This is a genomic window from Salipiger bermudensis, assembly GCF_019801965.1.
Lineage (GTDB): Bacteria > Pseudomonadota > Alphaproteobacteria > Rhodobacterales > Rhodobacteraceae > Salipiger > Salipiger bermudensis_A.
Map to the genome: position 1 here is coordinate 234,956 of NZ_JAHVIA010000008.1, position 15,755 is coordinate 250,710.

General features: G+C 66.7%; 15 protein-coding genes. 3 read left to right on the forward strand and 12 right to left on the reverse strand.

What is annotated here, in order from left to right; genetic code table 11:
* Window positions 1-5: 5 nt before the first annotated feature.
* Window positions 6-1,517, reverse strand: a complete 1,512-nt coding sequence (locus tag KUV62_RS18485; protein WP_222605203.1) for a class I adenylate-forming enzyme family protein — start codon at window positions 1,515-1,517, stop codon at window positions 6-8.
* A 65-nt stretch (window positions 1,518-1,582) separates the two neighbouring features.
* On the opposite strand from KUV62_RS18485, the gene KUV62_RS18490 reads away from it, so the two are divergent.
* Window positions 1,583-2,203 carry a helix-turn-helix domain-containing protein gene (locus tag KUV62_RS18490; protein WP_222605204.1) on the forward strand — a complete coding sequence of 207 codons (621 nt, stop codon included), beginning with the start codon at window positions 1,583-1,585 and terminating at the stop codon, window positions 2,201-2,203.
* A gap of 66 nt (window positions 2,204-2,269) precedes the next feature.
* Here KUV62_RS18490 and KUV62_RS18495 read toward each other — a convergent pair whose 3' ends face one another.
* The 7 genes from KUV62_RS18495 to KUV62_RS18525 all read right to left on the reverse strand — a co-directional run bounded on the left by KUV62_RS18495 (window position 2,270) and on the right by KUV62_RS18525 (window position 8,218).
* Window positions 2,270-2,434 (reverse strand): hypothetical protein, encoded by a 165-nt coding sequence (locus tag KUV62_RS18495; RefSeq protein WP_222605205.1) that lies wholly within the window; start codon window positions 2,432-2,434, stop codon window positions 2,270-2,272.
* A 76-nt stretch (window positions 2,435-2,510) separates the two neighbouring features.
* Window positions 2,511-2,750 carry a hypothetical protein gene (locus KUV62_RS18500; protein ID WP_222605206.1) on the reverse strand — a complete coding sequence of 80 codons (240 nt, stop codon included), beginning with the start codon at window positions 2,748-2,750 and terminating at the stop codon, window positions 2,511-2,513.
* A 159-nt stretch (window positions 2,751-2,909) separates the two neighbouring features.
* On the reverse strand, window positions 2,910-4,199 hold the full coding sequence (locus KUV62_RS18505; protein ID WP_222605207.1) for a branched-chain amino acid ABC transporter permease: 1,290 nt from the start codon (window positions 4,197-4,199) through the stop codon (window positions 2,910-2,912).
* Complete coding sequence (locus tag KUV62_RS18510) at window positions 4,196-5,206, reverse strand: branched-chain amino acid ABC transporter permease (RefSeq protein WP_222605208.1); 1,011 nt, start codon at window positions 5,204-5,206, stop codon at window positions 4,196-4,198. The genes KUV62_RS18505 and KUV62_RS18510 overlap by 4 nt, the downstream gene beginning before the upstream one ends.
* A 44-nt stretch (window positions 5,207-5,250) precedes the next feature.
* On the reverse strand, window positions 5,251-6,075 hold the full coding sequence (locus tag KUV62_RS18515) for an ABC transporter ATP-binding protein (protein WP_222605209.1): 825 nt from the start codon (window positions 6,073-6,075) through the stop codon (window positions 5,251-5,253).
* Window positions 6,076-6,151: 76 nt separating this feature from the next.
* Window positions 6,152-6,931: an ABC transporter ATP-binding protein gene (locus tag KUV62_RS18520; protein WP_222605210.1), complete on the reverse strand. Its 780-nt coding sequence runs from the start codon at window positions 6,929-6,931 to the stop codon at window positions 6,152-6,154.
* Between the two features lie 99 nt (window positions 6,932-7,030).
* Entirely contained in the window at window positions 7,031-8,218 is a 1,188-nt protein-coding gene (locus tag KUV62_RS18525) for an ABC transporter substrate-binding protein (RefSeq protein ID WP_222605211.1), read from the reverse strand.
* A gap of 153 nt (window positions 8,219-8,371) precedes the next feature.
* Between KUV62_RS18525 and KUV62_RS18530 the strand changes: the two genes are divergently transcribed.
* A complete protein-coding gene (locus KUV62_RS18530) occupies window positions 8,372-9,460 on the forward strand; it encodes a PQQ-dependent sugar dehydrogenase (protein ID WP_222605212.1) in 1,089 nt (362 codons plus the stop codon).
* A gap of 6 nt (window positions 9,461-9,466) precedes the next feature.
* Here the strand turns inward: KUV62_RS18530 and KUV62_RS18535 are convergent, their stop codons facing one another.
* The gene (locus KUV62_RS18535; RefSeq protein ID WP_222605213.1) at window positions 9,467-10,477 is read right to left on the reverse strand and encodes a GlxA family transcriptional regulator; all 1,011 of its coding nucleotides are present in this window, start codon (window positions 10,475-10,477) and stop codon (window positions 9,467-9,469) included.
* A gap of 206 nt (window positions 10,478-10,683) precedes the next feature.
* On the opposite strand from KUV62_RS18535, the gene KUV62_RS18540 reads away from it, so the two are divergent.
* Window positions 10,684-12,054 (forward strand): class II 3-deoxy-7-phosphoheptulonate synthase, encoded by a 1,371-nt coding sequence (locus KUV62_RS18540; protein ID WP_222605214.1) that lies wholly within the window; start codon window positions 10,684-10,686, stop codon window positions 12,052-12,054.
* 233 nt (window positions 12,055-12,287) lie between these two features.
* On the opposite strand, the gene KUV62_RS18545 is transcribed toward KUV62_RS18540, so the two are convergent.
* From KUV62_RS18545 to KUV62_RS18555, 3 genes are all read right to left on the reverse strand, one after another.
* Entirely contained in the window at window positions 12,288-13,715 is a 1,428-nt protein-coding gene (locus tag KUV62_RS18545) for a TRAP transporter large permease subunit (protein WP_222605215.1), read from the reverse strand.
* 1 nt (window position 13,716) lies between these two features.
* Window positions 13,717-14,514 carry a TRAP transporter small permease subunit gene (locus KUV62_RS18550; RefSeq protein WP_222605216.1) on the reverse strand — a complete coding sequence of 266 codons (798 nt, stop codon included), beginning with the start codon at window positions 14,512-14,514 and terminating at the stop codon, window positions 13,717-13,719.
* Window positions 14,515-14,592: 78 nt separating this feature from the next.
* Window positions 14,593-15,654: a TRAP transporter substrate-binding protein gene (locus KUV62_RS18555; RefSeq protein ID WP_222605217.1), complete on the reverse strand. Its 1,062-nt coding sequence runs from the start codon at window positions 15,652-15,654 to the stop codon at window positions 14,593-14,595.
* Window positions 15,655-15,755 lie beyond the last annotated feature (101 nt).

Here is a 15,755-nt window from a genome sequence, read left to right on the forward strand (position 1 = left end):
AAGGCTCAGGAAATTGCGTTATCTTTCAGCGCTTTGCGGATCAGCTTGCCATTGGCGTTGCGGGGCAGCGCATCGACCCGGACGAAGGCGCGCGGCTGCTTGTAGCGCGCCAGGCGCTCGGCGGCGCGGGCGGCGAGCATGGCCTCGTCGAGCTCGGTCTCGGCCACGTAGAAGGCCGCGATGACATGCACGCCCTCCTTCACCGCAACGTCGGTGACGCCGATCTCTGAGATGCCCGGCAGGTCCGCCAAAGCGGCCTCGACCTCGATCGGCGAGACCCGGTAGCCGCCGGCGTTCATCATGTCGTCGCCGCGCCCGAGATAGCGGATCTGGCCGTTCTTATCCATGCTGCCCTGATCGCCGGTCAGGAACCAGTCGCCCAGGAACCGCGACGCGGTGTCCTCCGGCGCGCCGACATAGCCCAGCATCAGCCCGGGATCCGAGCGGTGCACCGCGATGGTGCCGGGCTCACCAAAGGGCACCGGCGCGCCGTCCTCGCCCAGGATCGCCACGCGGCGCCCGGCCTGTGGGCGGCCCAGCGTGTCGGCGTCGCAGGGATGCGCGGGCGCCGAGGAGATGAAGGTCGAGCATTCGGACATGCCGAAGGCTTCGTAGATCTCGTTGCCGGTGGCGGCGCGCCAGGCGTCTCGGGTGGCCGCGGTGAGCTTTTCGCCGGCGGCCAGCCCGTGACGCAGACGCGGCATCGGCGGCAGCGGGATCTTCAGCAGCTTGCGATAGACGCCGGGCGCCGCTGCGAAGATCGTCGCGTCGTTGCGCTTGAGCAGCAGCGGCAGCTGCGCCGGATCGGTGCCCGCCGCCGGGATCAGCGCGGTGGCGCCCATGGTCCAGGGATCCATCAGCCCGGTGCCCAGCGTGTAGGTCCAGTTGAAGGCGCCCGCATGCAGCAGACGGTCGTTCGGGTGCAGCCCGTACCAGCCCTCCATCATCATCTGCCGCGCCCAGATCGCCCGGTGGGCATGGCCCACGGCGCGCGGAAAGCCGGAGGTGCCGGAGGTGTAGATGATATAGGCCAGCCGCTCGGGATCGCCCATGTGCCAGGGCGCGGGCGGCAGGTCGTGCCAGGCCTCGAAGACCTCGGGGCCAAAGACCGGGATCGCGGTTTCGGGGCAGGCGATGCCGTCGCCGCGCAGGATGGCGGCAGGTTTCAGGTGCTCGATCATCGGCGCGACCTCGCGCTCGGTCAGCTGCGAGGAGGTCGGCACTGGCACCAGCCCGGCGGCGATGGCGCCGAGATAGGCGATCGGGAAATCGACGGTGTTGCCGAGCCGCATGAGCACGATGTCCCCGGGGGTGAGCCCGGCCTCGAGCAGCCCGGTGGCCGTCCCGCGGACGGCGGCGATGAGCCGCCCGTAGGACCAGCGTGACGCCCCGGTGGGCTTGACGATGGCGAGCGCGATCTTGTCGGGCGTAGCGCTGCCGGCCGCCAGCACATGGGCGGCGAGGTTGAACGGCGCGGGGCAGGGCGCGAAGGCGCCTTCATCGAAAAGCGAGACCATGGCATTGGCTTAGGCCCGCTCCGGATTTGTTGCAAGGCTCCCGTAGCGGCCCTATAGGAAGAGCCATGACCCGCGACCCGAAGACCTTGATCCGCCTGGCGCGGGAAACCGGCGAAGAAGCCTCGGTCGAACCGCTCGATCTTGGCGCGCGCGTGCGCGAGCTGCGCAAGGCGCGCGACTGGACGCTGGAGCAGGCGGCCCGCGAGGCCGGGCTGGCGCGTTCGACGCTGTCGAAGATCGAGAACGGCCAGATGTCGCCGACCTATGACGCGCTGAAGAAGCTGGCGGTGGGCCTCGGCATCGGCGTGCCGCAGCTCTTCACACCGCCGAAGAAGGAGCAGGTCTCGGGGCGCATGGTGCACACGCGCGAGGGCCAAGGGCTGCATCAGGCGACGGTGACCTACGAGCACGAGCTGCTGGCCGAGAGCCTGACCAAGAAGAAGATGCTCCCCTACCGCGCCCGGGTGCGCGCGCGCCGCATGGAGGAGTTCGATGGCTGGGTGCGCCACGATGGCGAGGAATTCCTCTACGTGCTCACCGGCGTGGTGACGCTCTACACCGAGTTCTACGAACCCATAGAGATGCGACGCGGCGACAGCGCCTATTACGACGCGAGCATGGGCCACAACGTGGTCTCGGTCAGCCCTGAGGATGCGACGATCCTCTGGGTCACCTCGCTGGGCTGATCGCGATACACGCGTGACCGGAGCGCGCCTGAGGCCGGGCTTCCTCGACCGGCCCTGCGCGCCGGATCAGCCCTGCCGCGCAAGCGCCGCCAGGCGGGCCAGCTCATCCTCGGCGCGCCAATAGGCGAGATCCTCCGGCAGCGGGTCGGGCGCAGTGTGCGCGAGCTCCGTCTGCTGCGCTGCGGGTTCGGGGAGGGTGATCGGCTTGGGGCGAAAGAGAAAGGTGAGCATCGCGCGGTCCTCTAGCATCTGCTGCTGAAACGCCGCGTCCGCCCGCCCGGTTCCCGCCCCCGGCCGCTCTTGCGGGTCAGCCCGCCGGGCGCTGGATCTGCTCGGGCAGACGCTGCGGGAAAAGCAGATCCTCGACCTCGCGCCGCGCCTCCGCCAGCGTCAGGTCATGGCGATCGGCGACATGGCGCGCGACCTCCTCGACCTGCGGCGGGGCAGCACTCAGCTCGGCGCCCTCGACAAGCGGGAAGCGCCGCTTGAGCCGTGCGGCGGCCTGGTTCCAGTTCTGGGTGATGCGGGTCCATTCCATCTGTCTCATATCGGGGCAACGTCCGCTGTCGGTCTCTGTTCCATGCTGTCTTCCTCGCTGTTGTCGGAGCCGCGCAAAGCGGCGGATCTCCGCGGATCGCCGCCAAGGAAAAGGCCCCGGTCGTGCAACCGGGGCCAGCATGAGGCGCAAGATGTTAAGGCCTGATTATCAGCGCTCGGGCAAAAGACCGCGTGGCGCGAAACGCAGCACCAGCAGGAGGATCACCCCCATCGTCAGCAGCCGCATATGCTGCACGCTGCCCAGCAGATGCGCCTTGAGCGCCGAGCCATCCGCCATGCCGGCGGTGATGACGCCCATCAGCCACTGGCCCATCGGTTCGACCTGCACCCATAGGAACCAGATCAGGAACCCGCCCAGCACCGCGCCGAGATTGTTGCCCGAGCCGCCGACGATCACCATCACCCAGATCAGGAAGGTGTAGCGCAGCGGCTGGTAGCTCGAGGGGGTGAGCTGGCCGTCGAGCGTCGTCATCATGGCGCCGGCGATGCCGCAAAGCGCCGAGCCGAGGATGAAGATCTGCAGGTGCCGCGCGGTGACATCCTTGCCCATCGCCTCGGCGGCCTCCTCGTTGTCGCGCACCGCGCGCATCATCCGGCCCCAGGGCGAGTTCAGCGCCAGCTGCGCAAGCACCAGCACGATGACCAGCACCACGGCGAAGAGCATCGAGTAGCCAAGCTTGACGTAGATTGTCGAGGCGGTGGTCGGGTCGAGCCCGATGCTCGCGGCGGTCTCGACGAAGCCCGCGTCGTTCTGCAGGTCGATCTCGTAGGGCACCGGGCGCGGCAGGCCGATGACGTTCTTGACGCCACGCGTCAGCCAGTCCTCGTTCTTCAGCAGCGCGATGATGATCTCGGCGATGCCTAGCGTGGCGATGGCGAGATAGTCCGAGCGCAGTCCGAGCGCGGTCTTGCCGATGACCCAGGCCACGCCCGCGGCGAGCAGCCCACCCACCGGCCAGGCCAGCAGCACCGGCAGGCCAAGCCCGCCGAGGAAGCCGGTGGCGGCGGGATCGACGGATTCGATGGCCGAGACCGCCGGGTCGAGGATGGCGCGGTAGATGAAAAACCCGCCCACGGCGATGGCGGCGACCGCCCAGCCGCGCGTCTTGCGCGGCAAGCGCTTCCAGGCGAAGACGGCAGCGACGATGGCGGCGAGCGCGAAGGCGAGGCCGCCGAGCACGCGCCAGCCGCCCGCGGCCCAGGCCTCGGGCACCGGCGCCACCGCGGTCAGCACGACGGCCAGCCCGCCAAGCGCCACGAAGCCCATGACGCCGACGTTGAAGAGCCCGGCCAAGCCCCATTGCAGGTTGACGCCGAGCGCCATGATGGCGCTCACCAGCCCCATGTTGAGGATGATCAGCGCCGAGTTCCAGCTCTGCAGAAAGCCGGTGCCGAGGATCAGCGCCGCGACCAGCGCGAAGAGAGCGAGCGTCCTCATACCGATTTCCCCTTGAAGAGACCCGTCGGCCGGAACAGCAGCACGATGATCAGGATCACGAAGCTGACGGCGAACTTGTAGTCGGTGGACAGGAGCTGCACGAGCCCCGAGGGCTCGAGGCTTTCGGGCAGCAGGTAGGTGAGCACCTTCTTCCAGGCATAGGTGATGCCGACCTCGGAGAAGGCGATGATGAAGCCGCCGGCGATGGCGCCCAGCGGCGAGCCCAGCCCGCCGACGATGGCGCTGGCGAAGATCGGCAGCAGGATCTGGAAATAGGTGAAAGGCTTGAAGCTCTTGTCGAGCCCGTAGAGCGTCCCGGCCACGACGGCGAGCGCCGCGACGATGATCCAGGTGACCATGACCACGCGCTCGGGATTGATGCCGGAGAGCAGCGCCAGGTCCTCGTTGTCGGAATAGGCGCGCATCGATTTGCCGGTGCGGGTGTGGTTGAGGAACCAGAACAGCAGCGCCACCACGAGGATCGCCACCACCACGGTGATCGCCTGCGTCGACTTCAGCGCCAGCCCCTCGTCGAGCCCGGTCATCGCCTTGAAGTCGCGGGCCGAGATCAGGAAGCGCTCGCCATCGGCGAAGTTCTGGTCGCCGGGGCCGATGATCAGGCGGGTGAGGCCGTTATAGATGAACATCACCCCCATCGAGACGATCACCAGGATCACCGGCTTGGCCTTCTGCTCGCGATAGAAGCGATAGACCAGCCGGTCGGTGCCCAGCACCAGCAGCGAGGTCAGCACGATGCCGAAGGGAATGGCGAGCAGCGCCGTGGGCAGCGGGCCGAAGCTCACGCCAACCGCTTGCAGCCCCCAGGTCACCAGGATGGTGAACATGGTGCCGATCGCCATTGTGTCGCCATGGGCGAAGTTGGAAAACCGCAGGATGCCGTAGATCAGCGTCACGCCAAGCGCCCCGAGCGCCAGCTGGCTGCCATAGGCAATGGCGGGGATGAAAACGAAATTGGCCAGCGCGACCAACGCGTTGAGAAAATCCATCACGGGTGCTCCCCGGTGTGTCTTGTATCAGGGCAGGCCATGGCTCAGCCCCCCAGGAAGCTGCGGCGGACCTCGTCATCCGCGAGCAGCGCCTTGCCGGTGCCGGTATGGGCGTTGCGCCCCTGCACCAGCACGTAGCCCTTGTCGGCGATGGCCAGCGCCTGCCGCGCGTTCTGCTCGACCATCAACACCGGCAGCCCGGTGCGGGCGACCTCGATGATGCGGTCGAAGAGCTCGTCCATGACGATCGGGCTGACCCCGGCGGTGGGCTCGTCGAGCATCAGCACCTTGGGCTTGGTCATCAGCGCCCGGCCCACGGCCACCTGCTGGCGCTGGCCGCCCGAGAGCTCGCCCGCCGCCTGCTTGCGCTTGTCCTTCAGGATCGGAAACAGCTCGTAGACCTGCTCCAGAGTGCCCGAGATGTCGTCGCGCCGGATGAAGGCGCCCATCTCGAGATTCTCCTCCACGGTCATCGAGGTGAAGATGTTGTGGGTCTGCGGCACGAAGCCCATGCCCTTCTGCACCCGCGCCTGCGGCGTCAGTTCGGTGATGTCCTCGCCGTCGAGCCGCACCATGCCCTTGCGCAGGTTCAGCATGCCGAAGACGGCCTTCATCGCGGTCGACTTGCCGGCGCCATTGGGCCCGACGATGACGGCGATCTCGCCGCGATCCACCGCGATGGTGCAGGAATGCAGGATATCCGCGCCGCGACCGTAGCCGCCGGTCATCGCCTCGCCGATCAGGAAGGGCCCGCCGGGGGCAGGGTGCTCGTGGCCCCCCGCATGCACGGGATCGTCCTCGCCCATGCCGCGCGGGTTGGTGATGGTGGCGTCCTGGTTGCCACGGTCGTCATAGGGGCCGCCGCTCATGAGAAGGCCCCCTCTTCTTTGGTTCGAAAATACCTCGGGGGTGTGGGGGCAGCGCCCCCACCGCGCAGCGCAGATCTCATCCCGCCGCCTCCTTGTTCTTCAGCCCGGTGCCGAGATAGGCCTCGATGACCGCGTCATTGGCCTTGATCTCGTCGAGCGTGCCCTGGGCCAGCTTCTTGCCCTCGGCCATGACGATGACCGGGTCGCAGATGCGGCCGATGAAATCCATGTCGTGCTCGATGACGCAGAACGTGTAGCCGCGCTCCTGGTTGAGCTTCACGATGGTGTCGGCGATGGTGTTCAGCAGCGTGCGGTTCACGCCCGCGCCGACCTCGTCGAGAAAGACGATCTTGGCATCGACCATCATCGTGCGGCCAAGCTCGAGCAGCTTCTTCTGCCCGCCCGAGAGATTGCCGGCCTTCTCGTCCTTGAGATGCGAGATGGTCAGGAAGTCGAGCACCTCGTCGGCCTTCTTCAGCAGCATTGCCTCTTCCTGGGCGATGCGTCCGCGCCCGAACCAAGCGTTCCACAGGCTCTCGCCGGCCTGGTTGCCCGGCACCATCATCAGGTTCTCGCGGCAGCTCATCGACGAGAACTCGTGCGCGATCTGGAAGGTGCGCAGGAGCCCCTTGTGAAACAGCGCGTGCGGCGGCAGGCCGGTGATGTCCTCGCCGTCCATCCAGACCGTGCCTGAGGTCGGAGGCAGGGCGCCGGCGATGACGTTGAAGAGAGTCGACTTGCCGGCCCCGTTCGGGCCCACCAGCCCGGTGATCGAGCCGTCGGCAATCTCGAGCGAGGCGCCGTCAACGGCGCGGAAGCCGCCGAAATGGCGGTGCAGGTTGTCCACCCGGATCAATGCTTCTTCCCCTCCGGCGCGGTTTGCTGCGCCTGCTTTGTTATTGGAAACAGCCCGGGAACGATGCCCGGGCTGCCCATTTCCGCCTCGGTGGCGAGCTTACTTGAACGAAACGGTGCTGAACGCGCCGTCCGTGATCTCGTAGTAGCGGTAGGTGCCCGCGGCCTCGCCCGGTCCGACGAGTTCCACATTGGTGGCGCCGACGTAATCGACATCGCCGCCCTCGGCAAGGATTTCCAAAGCCTTGCCAAGCTCGCCCGGCAGGATCGGCTCGCCCGGCGCGTTGGCCACGTCGAGCACGTTGGCCGCCACAGCCGCCGAGGAGACCTCGCCACCCTTCATCATCGCCAGCGCGATCAGGGCCGCCGCGTCATAGCTCTCGCGGGTGTAGGAGCTCTCGGCGTTGATGCCGGCCTCGGTTGCGAGCGTGGTGAAGGCCTCGGTGCCTTCGCCCTCGGCCCACGGCACCGAGCCGAAGCTGCCTTCGATGTCGCCGCCGAGATCGGCCAGCAGCGCATCGGAATACATGCCGTCGCCCATTGCGAAGGTGTCGAAGGCGCCGGTGTCGAGCGCCGCCTGGATCATGCCCTTGCCGCCCTGGTCGGAGTAGCCCAGCACCACGAGCACGTCGCCGCCGGCAGAGGCCAGGGCGCCGATTTCAGCGGAGTAGTCGCCCTTGCCGTCCTCGTGCGGAGCGGAAAGCGTGATCGAGCCACCCTCGGCCTCGAACGCCGCGGCGAAGCTGTCGGCGAAGCCCTTGCCGTAATCGTTGTTGGTGTAGGTCACCGCGACGGAGCTCACGTCGCGCTCGCTCAGGATGCTGGCCAGAACTTCGCCCTGGCGCGCGTCGGAGGGCGAGGTGCGGAAGAACAGGCCGTTGTCCTCGGCGTTCGACAACGCCGGCGAGGTGGCGGAGGGCGAGATCATCGGCACGCCGTTCGGCACCGCGACGTTCGACAGGATCGCGCCGGTCACGCCCGAGCAGTCGGCGCCCATGATGGCGACCACGCCGTCGGTGGTGATGAGACGCTCGGCGGCGGCGGTGGCGGCGGCGCTGTCGATGCAGGTCGAGTCGGCGCGCACCGGGCTCAGCGTGACGCCCTCGAGGAACTTGCCGCTCTCGTTGACCTCGGTCAGGGCCAGCTCGGCGCTCGCGCCCATCGACGGGGTCAGCGATTCAATCGGGCCGGTGAAGCCGAGAATGACGCCGACCTTGGCGTCCTGGGCCTGGGCGGCGCCCGCGGCAAGCAGCGTGGTGGCGGCGGAAGCCAGAAGCCACTTTTTCATATGAGGATCTCCCTTGTTGGAACGCTTTGTCCGGGCGTGAGCCTATGCAAGCCCCTGACAAAAGAAAAGGGGCCACGGGCGCGGCTGCCGCTCGGGCAACCGGCTTGTCCCTGCGGCTCGTTGCCCCATATCGGCGGGGAGGAGGCTCCCGCCATGAGACAGCTTGTTTTCGCAGCCCTGCTTGCCCTGATACCTGCCAGCGCGGCGCTGGCGCAGGACATTCCAAGCAACGCCGGACCGCTCGCGATCACACCGGTGGTGCAGGGGCTCGACACCCCGTGGAGCTTCGATTTCCTGCCCGATGGCAGCCTCCTCATCACCGAGCGCAGCGGCGCCCTGCTGATGGTGCGCGATGGCCGGGCGCAGCGGGTCTCCGGGCTGCCCGAGATCTACACGCGCGGGCAGGGCGGCCTGCTCGATGTGCTGGTGCCGCGCGATTTCGACAGCAGCCGCGAGATCTTCCTGACCTATTCCAAAAGCCAGCGCGGCGGCGCGGGCACCGCGGTGCTGAAGGCGCGGCTCTCAGGCGATGGCAGCCGGCTCGAGCGGAGCGAGACGATCTTCGAGATGGCGCCGGGCTCGAGCGGCGGGCGGCATTTCGGCTCGCGCATCGTCGAGGCCCCGGACGGGCATCTCTTCGTCAGCATCGGCGAGCGCGGTGACCGTCCCGCGGCGCAGGATCTCGGCCATCACAACGGTTCGGTAATCCGCATCACCCGCGACGGCGCGGTGCCGCCCGACAATCCCTTCGTCGGGCAGGATGGCGCGCAGCCCGAGATCTGGAGCTACGGCCACCGCAACCCGCAGGGGCTCGGCTTCGATGCGCAGGGCCGTCTCTGGGCGGTCGAGCACGGCGCGCAGGGAGGCGACGAGGTCAACCTCATCGAGAAGGGCGCCAATTACGGCTGGCCGGTGATCTCCTACGGCACGCACTACTCGGGTGCGCGCATCGGCGAAGGCCACTCGAAGCCCGGCATGGAGCAGCCGGTCTTCTATTGGGATCCCTCGATCGCGCCCTCCGACATCGTGTTTCTCGACGGTGGGCGCTGGGACGGCGACGCGCTGGTCGGCTCGCTCAAGTTCAACTACATCTCGCGGCTCTCGGGCGCTCCGCTGCGCGAGGTCGAGCGGCTCGAGAGCGAGGCGACGCTCCGGGTGCGCGATGTCGATCAGGGGCCCGACGGGGCAATCTGGTTTCTCAGCGAGATCAACGGCACGCTCTACCGCGCCGCCCGGCCCTGAGCTGGCTCAGATCTCCTCACGCCCGGGCTTGGCGCCCAGCGTGCCGCGCTCGCGATATGGCGTGGTCTGGTAATGCGCCCGGTAGCACTTGGAGAAATGCGACGGACTGGCGAAGCCGCAGGCCAGCGCCACGTTGATCACGCTCATGTCGGTCTGCATCAAGAGGTTGCGCGCCTTCTGCAGGCGCAGCTCCATGTAGTAGCGCTTGGGGCTTCGGTTGAGGTAGCGGCGGAACAGCCGCTCGAGCTGGCGCGTCGACATGCCGACATCCTTGGCCAGCAGCGCCGGCGAGATCGGCTCCTCGATATTGGCTTCCATCATCTTGATGACCTGCGCCAGCTTGGGATGGCGCACGCCGATGCGGGTCGGCGTCGAGAGGCGCTGGGTGTCCTGATCGGTGCGGATCGAGGAATAGATCAGCTGGTCGGCCACCGCGTTGGCGAGATCCTCGCCGTGATCGTCGGCGATTAGCTTGAGCATCAGGTCGATCGAGGCGGTGCCGCCGGCGGTCGAGAGCCGGTTGCCGTCTACCACGAAGACCGACTTGGTCAGCTCGACCTCGGGGAATTCCTCCTCGAAGCCGTCCTGGTTCTCCCAGTGGATGGTGGCGCGCTTGCCATCGAGCAGCCCGGCCTCGGCAAGCGTCCAGCTGGCGGTGCAGAGCCCGCCCATGGTCAGCCCGCGCCGGGCCTCGCGGCGCAGCCAGTTCATCAGCCGCTTGGTGGTGGCCTCGGCGATGTCGAGCCCGCCACAGAGCAGCACCACGTCATCGCGGGTCAGCTCGGGCAGGTCGCAATCGAGCTTGAACTCGGTGCCGGCGGAGCAGCTTGCGGTCTCGCCGCCCTCCGAGGTCAGGACCCAGCTGTAGACCGGCCGGCCGGCCATGCGGTTGGCGATGCGCAGCGCCTCGAGCGCGGCGGCAAAGCTCAGCAGCGTGAACTGCGGCAGGAGGACGAAGATGAACCGGCGCGGCTTCGCCTGCGCCTCTGCTTCGACGGCTTTGCTCTGCACGGGCATGGCTCCCTCGCGACGATCAGGTTTCTTCAATCTTAACAGATCGTTCCCGATGCGGCACGGTTCCGCCTCCGCTTCGGGATCACGCCAGATGGGCAGAAAGGCCAAAACCCGTCAAGAGATCACCTGCATTTCCTATGGTCTTCTCGCACCTGCTTTGATACAGGCTCCAGACGTTTTCGCTAACGGAGACCGCGTGGGAGAGAGCCATGAGTGAGTGGACCAAGTCGAGCTGGAGAAACAAGCCCCGGATCCAGATGCCCGAGTATCAGGATCAGGCCGAGCTGGAGGCCGTCGAGGCGCAGCTTTCGAAATATCCGCCGCTGGTATTTGCAGGCGAGGCCCGCCGTCTCCGTGACGAGCTGGGCAAGGCATCGCGCGGCGAGGCCTTCCTTCTGCAGGGCGGCGATTGCGCCGAGGCCTTCGACCAGTTCTCGGCCAACGCGATCCGCGACACCTTCAAGGTGATGCTGCAGATGGCGATGATCCTCACCTATGGCGCCAAGGTGCCGGTGGTGAAGGTGGGCCGCATGGCCGGCCAGTTCGCCAAGCCACGCTCCGCGCCCACCGAGACGGTGGATGGCGTCGAGCTGCCGAGCTTCCGCGGCGACATCATCAACGAGCTGGCCTTCACCCCCGAAGCGCGCAAGCCCAACCCGCAGAAGATGCTGCAGGCCTACACCCAGGCGGCGGCGACGCTGAACCTGCTGCGCGCCTTCTCGACCGGCGGCTATGCCGACGTGCACCAGGTCCACCAGTGGACGCTGGGCTTCACCGAGGGCGAAAAGGCCGCGCGCTACCGCGACATGGCCAACCGCATCGGCGACACGCTCGACTTCATGAAGGCGGCGGGCGTCGACAGCCACCGCTCGGCGGCGCTGCACCAGGTCAATTTCTACACCTCGCACGAGTCGCTGCTGCTCGAGTACGAAGAGGCGCTGACCCGGATCGACTCGACCTCCGGCAAGTGGCTCGCGGGCTCCGGCCATATGATCTGGATCGGCGACCGCACCCGTCAGCCCGACGGCGCGCATGTCGAGTTTGCCAGCGGCGTGATGAACCCGATCGGCCTCAAGTGCGGCCCCAGCATGACCTCCGAGGATCTCAAGGTCCTGATGGCCAAGCTGAACCCCGAGAACGAAGCCGGCCGCCTGACCCTGATCACCCGCTTCGGCGCCGGCAAGGCCGCCGAGCACCTGCCGCGCCTGATCGAGACGGTGCGTAGCGAAGGCGCCAACGTGGTCTGGGTCTGCGACCCGATGCATGGCAACACCATCAAGTCGGCCAGCGGCTACAAGACCCGGCCCTTCGACTCGGTGCTGCGCGAGGTGCGCGATTTCTTCGCCGTTCACCGCGAGCAGGGCACCGTTCCGGGCGGCGTGCATTTCGAGATGACCGGCCAGGACGTGACCGAGTGCACCGGCGGCGTCTTCGCGGTCTCTGACGAGAACCTCAGCGATCGCTACCACACCGCCTGCGATCCGCGCCTCAACGCGTCGCAATCGCTCGAGCTGGCCTTCCTCGTGGCCGAGGAACTGACCTCGCTGCGGGACGACCAGCCGCAGGCCGCGCACGGCTGATCCTCCCTCGGGAGGCGCGCGCCGCGCTCGGAAGAGCCGCGGCGCAGCACCGGACGAGCAGCCACGAACAACAAGGGCCCGCCGGCGTGATGCCGGCGGGCCCTTTGCGTTGTCGGAAGCGCCAGCTGTCGGCGCGGGGCGGGGCGGCGCCGTGACGCAGGGCCCGGAATGCAGACTGGCCGCGCCCTTGCGAGGCGCGGCCAGAGAGAGCCGGTGTCAGCACTGGTCCCGGGTCAGTTCCCGTAGGCCACCGATGGCAGCCAGGTGGTCAGCTGCGGGAACTCGAACACGATGAACAGGCCGATGAGCTGCAGGATCACGAAGGGGATGATGCCCCGGTAGATATGCGCCAGCGACACCCCCGGCGGGCAGACGCCCTTGAGGTAGAACAGCGCGAAGCCCACGGGTGGCGTCAGGAACGAGGTCTGCAGCGTCACCGCCACGAGAATGGCGAACCAGACGACCTGCGGATCGCGCACCTGGTCATAGCCCGGCACCGCCAGCTCGAGCCCCTGGATGATCGGCAGCATCAGCGGCATGATGATGATGGTGATCTCGATCCAGTCGAGCAGGAAGCCGAGGCAGAACACGATGAACAGGATGAAGGCCACGGTCCAGTAGGGGCTGTCGAAGGCCGAGAGCACCAGCTCCTGCACGATCTCGTCGCCGCCGTAGCGCCGCAGCACATAGGCGAAGAAGTTGGCCGCGAGGAAGATGCCGACGATGTAGCCAGAGGTGTTGAGCGTCGAACGCGCCACCTCGCGGAACACCTTCCAGTTCAGCTTGCGCGCAAACAGCGCCAGCAGTGTCGCACCGAGCGCGCCGAGGCCGGAGGCTTCGGTCGGCGTCGCGAGGCCCACGAAGATCGAGCCCAGCACCAGAAGGATCAGGAACATCGGCGGCACCACGGCGACCAGCACTTCCTTGACCTCGTGCCAGCCGATGCGCGAGGTGCGCTCGGGCGCCGGCATCGCATCGGGCGAGATGAAGCCGTAGATCACGATGAACAGGATGTAGAGCGCGCCGAGGATCAGGCCCGGGAACAGCGCGCCCATGAACAGGTCGCCGAGCGAGATCGCCAGCTGGTCCGACATGATGACGAGCATGATCGACGGCGGGATCAGGATGCCCAGCGTTCCGGCCGAGGCGATGGTGCCGGTGGCGATGGGCTTGGAGTAGTTCTGCGCCATCATCGCGGGCAGCGCCATCACGCCCAGCAGCGTCACCGAGGCGCCGATCACGCCGGTCGAGGCGGCGAGGATGATGCCGATTAGCAGCACGGTCAGCGACAGGCCGCCGCGCAGCCCGCCGAAGAGCTTCTGCATGGCGTGCATCATGCGCTGCGCCACGCCCGACTGGTCGAGCATCAGGCCCATGTAGATGAACATCGGCAGCGCGACGAGCACGGGGTTCTTGATGGTGTTGCCGAAGATCCGGCCCGACAGCGCCTGCAGCTTGCGATAGTCGATGCCGGTGCGGTCAAAGGCCATGATCTCGCCCCAGAACCGGCGATACGGGTCGAGCCCGATCTCGGCGATGAGCACGAAAACGAGGCTCACGCCCACCAGCGCGAAGGCCACCGGGATGCCTCGGAACAGCATCCAGATGAAGGTGGCGAACATCGCCGCGACGGCGATTTCATTGATGGTCAGCCACTCCATGTCAGGCGTCCTTGCGGTCGAAGAGGCGCGCCACGACGATGGCGAGCACGGTCAGAATGAGGGCCATGAGGATGGTCCAGCGCATCTCGTGCTGGCCGAACTCCCATTCGCCGAAGATCGGAAGGCGGCTCACGTCGCGGGCGCTCATCTCGGGATCGCGGGTGACATAGGCCACGCCGTAGATCGCGTAATAGCAGACGAGGTTGATGGCATAGGCCACCGAGGGGAAGGCGAAGAGCAGCTGCTTCCACAGCGCCGGCCGGGTGAGCTTGCCGAGCAGGCGCACATAGGTCGCCCACACCGCGATGGCGATGAAGATGAAGGCGATGTTCATGAAGCCCTTCATGATCCAGAGATTGTGCAGCCCGTTGGGGCTGTCGGAGCCCTCGTCGGCGCGGATCGAGGTGATCGCGTAGTCGAGCGTCACGTCCCAGCACAGGATGATGAACGGCAGGAACAGCCAGGCCAGTCCGAGAATGTCGGTGCGGATGCGCTTCCGCTTCTCGAAATTGTCGTAGAAGATATCAACGCGCACGTGGCTGTTGGTGGTGACGGCATAGCCGATCCCCATCAGCACAGCGGCGCCATAGAGCCACCATTGCAGATCGTCGAGCCAGGCCTGGTTGTGGCCCATCTGGCGCAGCACCACCTGGCAGCAGATCGCGATCATCAGGATCGGAAACAGCCAAGCTGCCAGGTTCGAGACCTGGATGACGAAACGGTCGCCACGGTTATGTTCGGCGCGCCCGATCTCTCCCGGATCGGAGATCGCGGCCACGACCTCGGTTTGCTCGGACATCGAGCCTGCCTCCCTCAAGCATGCGTGGCCGGGGCAGAGATGCCGCCCCGGCCTTGGTCTTTATGGATGAATTCCGGATTACTTGTCGGCGACCGAAGTGTAGGGGCGCGGCAGGTAGATGTTGTTCGACCAGAGCTTGTAGTCCTGGCGGAACTGCTGCAGGTCGTCCCAGACTTCCTGGAAGAACGGGTCTTCGGCGCCAAGCTCGCTGGCAACCTCGAGCCAGGCGCTCTCGAACTGCTGAAGCTGCTCCTCGTTCCAGTTCTTGATCTCGACGCCGTGCTGGTCGACGTTTTCCTTCATCGCCGGGAAGTTCTTGGCTTCGCCCTCGGCGAAGTTGTCGGCGAGGTTGGCCATGCAGGCGATCTCGATCTGGTTCTGGGCGATCTCGTCGAGCTCTTCCCAGCGGTCCTTGTTGATCAGCAGCTCGAACATGGTCGAGGGCTGGTGCCAGCCGGGGAAGTAGTTGTATTTCGCGATGTTGTAGAAGCCGAGATTGGCGTCCACCAGCGGCATCGAGAACTCGGTCGCGTCGATCGCGCCGCGCTCGAGGGCCGGGAAGATGTCGCCGCCGGCGAGCAGCGAAGTCGAGACGCCAAGCTTCTGCATCACTTCCGCGCCGAGGCCGAAGAAGCGCATGTTGAGGCCCTGCAGGTCCTCCATCGAGTTGATCTCTTTCTTGAACCAGCCCGAGGTTTCCGGCGCGTACATGCCGCAGAGGATGACCTTCACGTTATAGCCGTTGTCGTCATACATCTGCTGGAAGTACTTCATGCCGTCATCGTACAGCATCCATGCCAGCATCTCGCCCGGCTCGGGGCCGAAGGGCACGGCGGCGAAAAGGCCGGCGGCGTTCATCTTGCCTTGCCAGTAGCCGGAGGTCGAATAGGCCGCGTCGACCGAGCCGTTCGAGGTTGCGTCGAGCATCTCGAGCGCGGGCACCAGCTCACCGGGGTTGAAGTGCTCGAACTCCACCTCGGTCGAGATCGAGTTGATCTTGTCGACGAAGTTGACCGACGCCGTGCCGAGGATCGGCAGGTTGTTGGCGTAGCCGCTGGTCATTTCGAAGAGTTCCTGCGCCGAAGACGCGCCGGTCATCACAAAAGAGGCCGCTACCGCGGCCGCGAAGGTCTTTTTCATTGGGTGTCCTCCCTGTCATTCCGTCGCCCTCTCCCGGGGGCGTTCGGCAGTCTCCATCTGCCGGGATCAAACGCTAACGGACCCGTGATGCGGTGTGAATA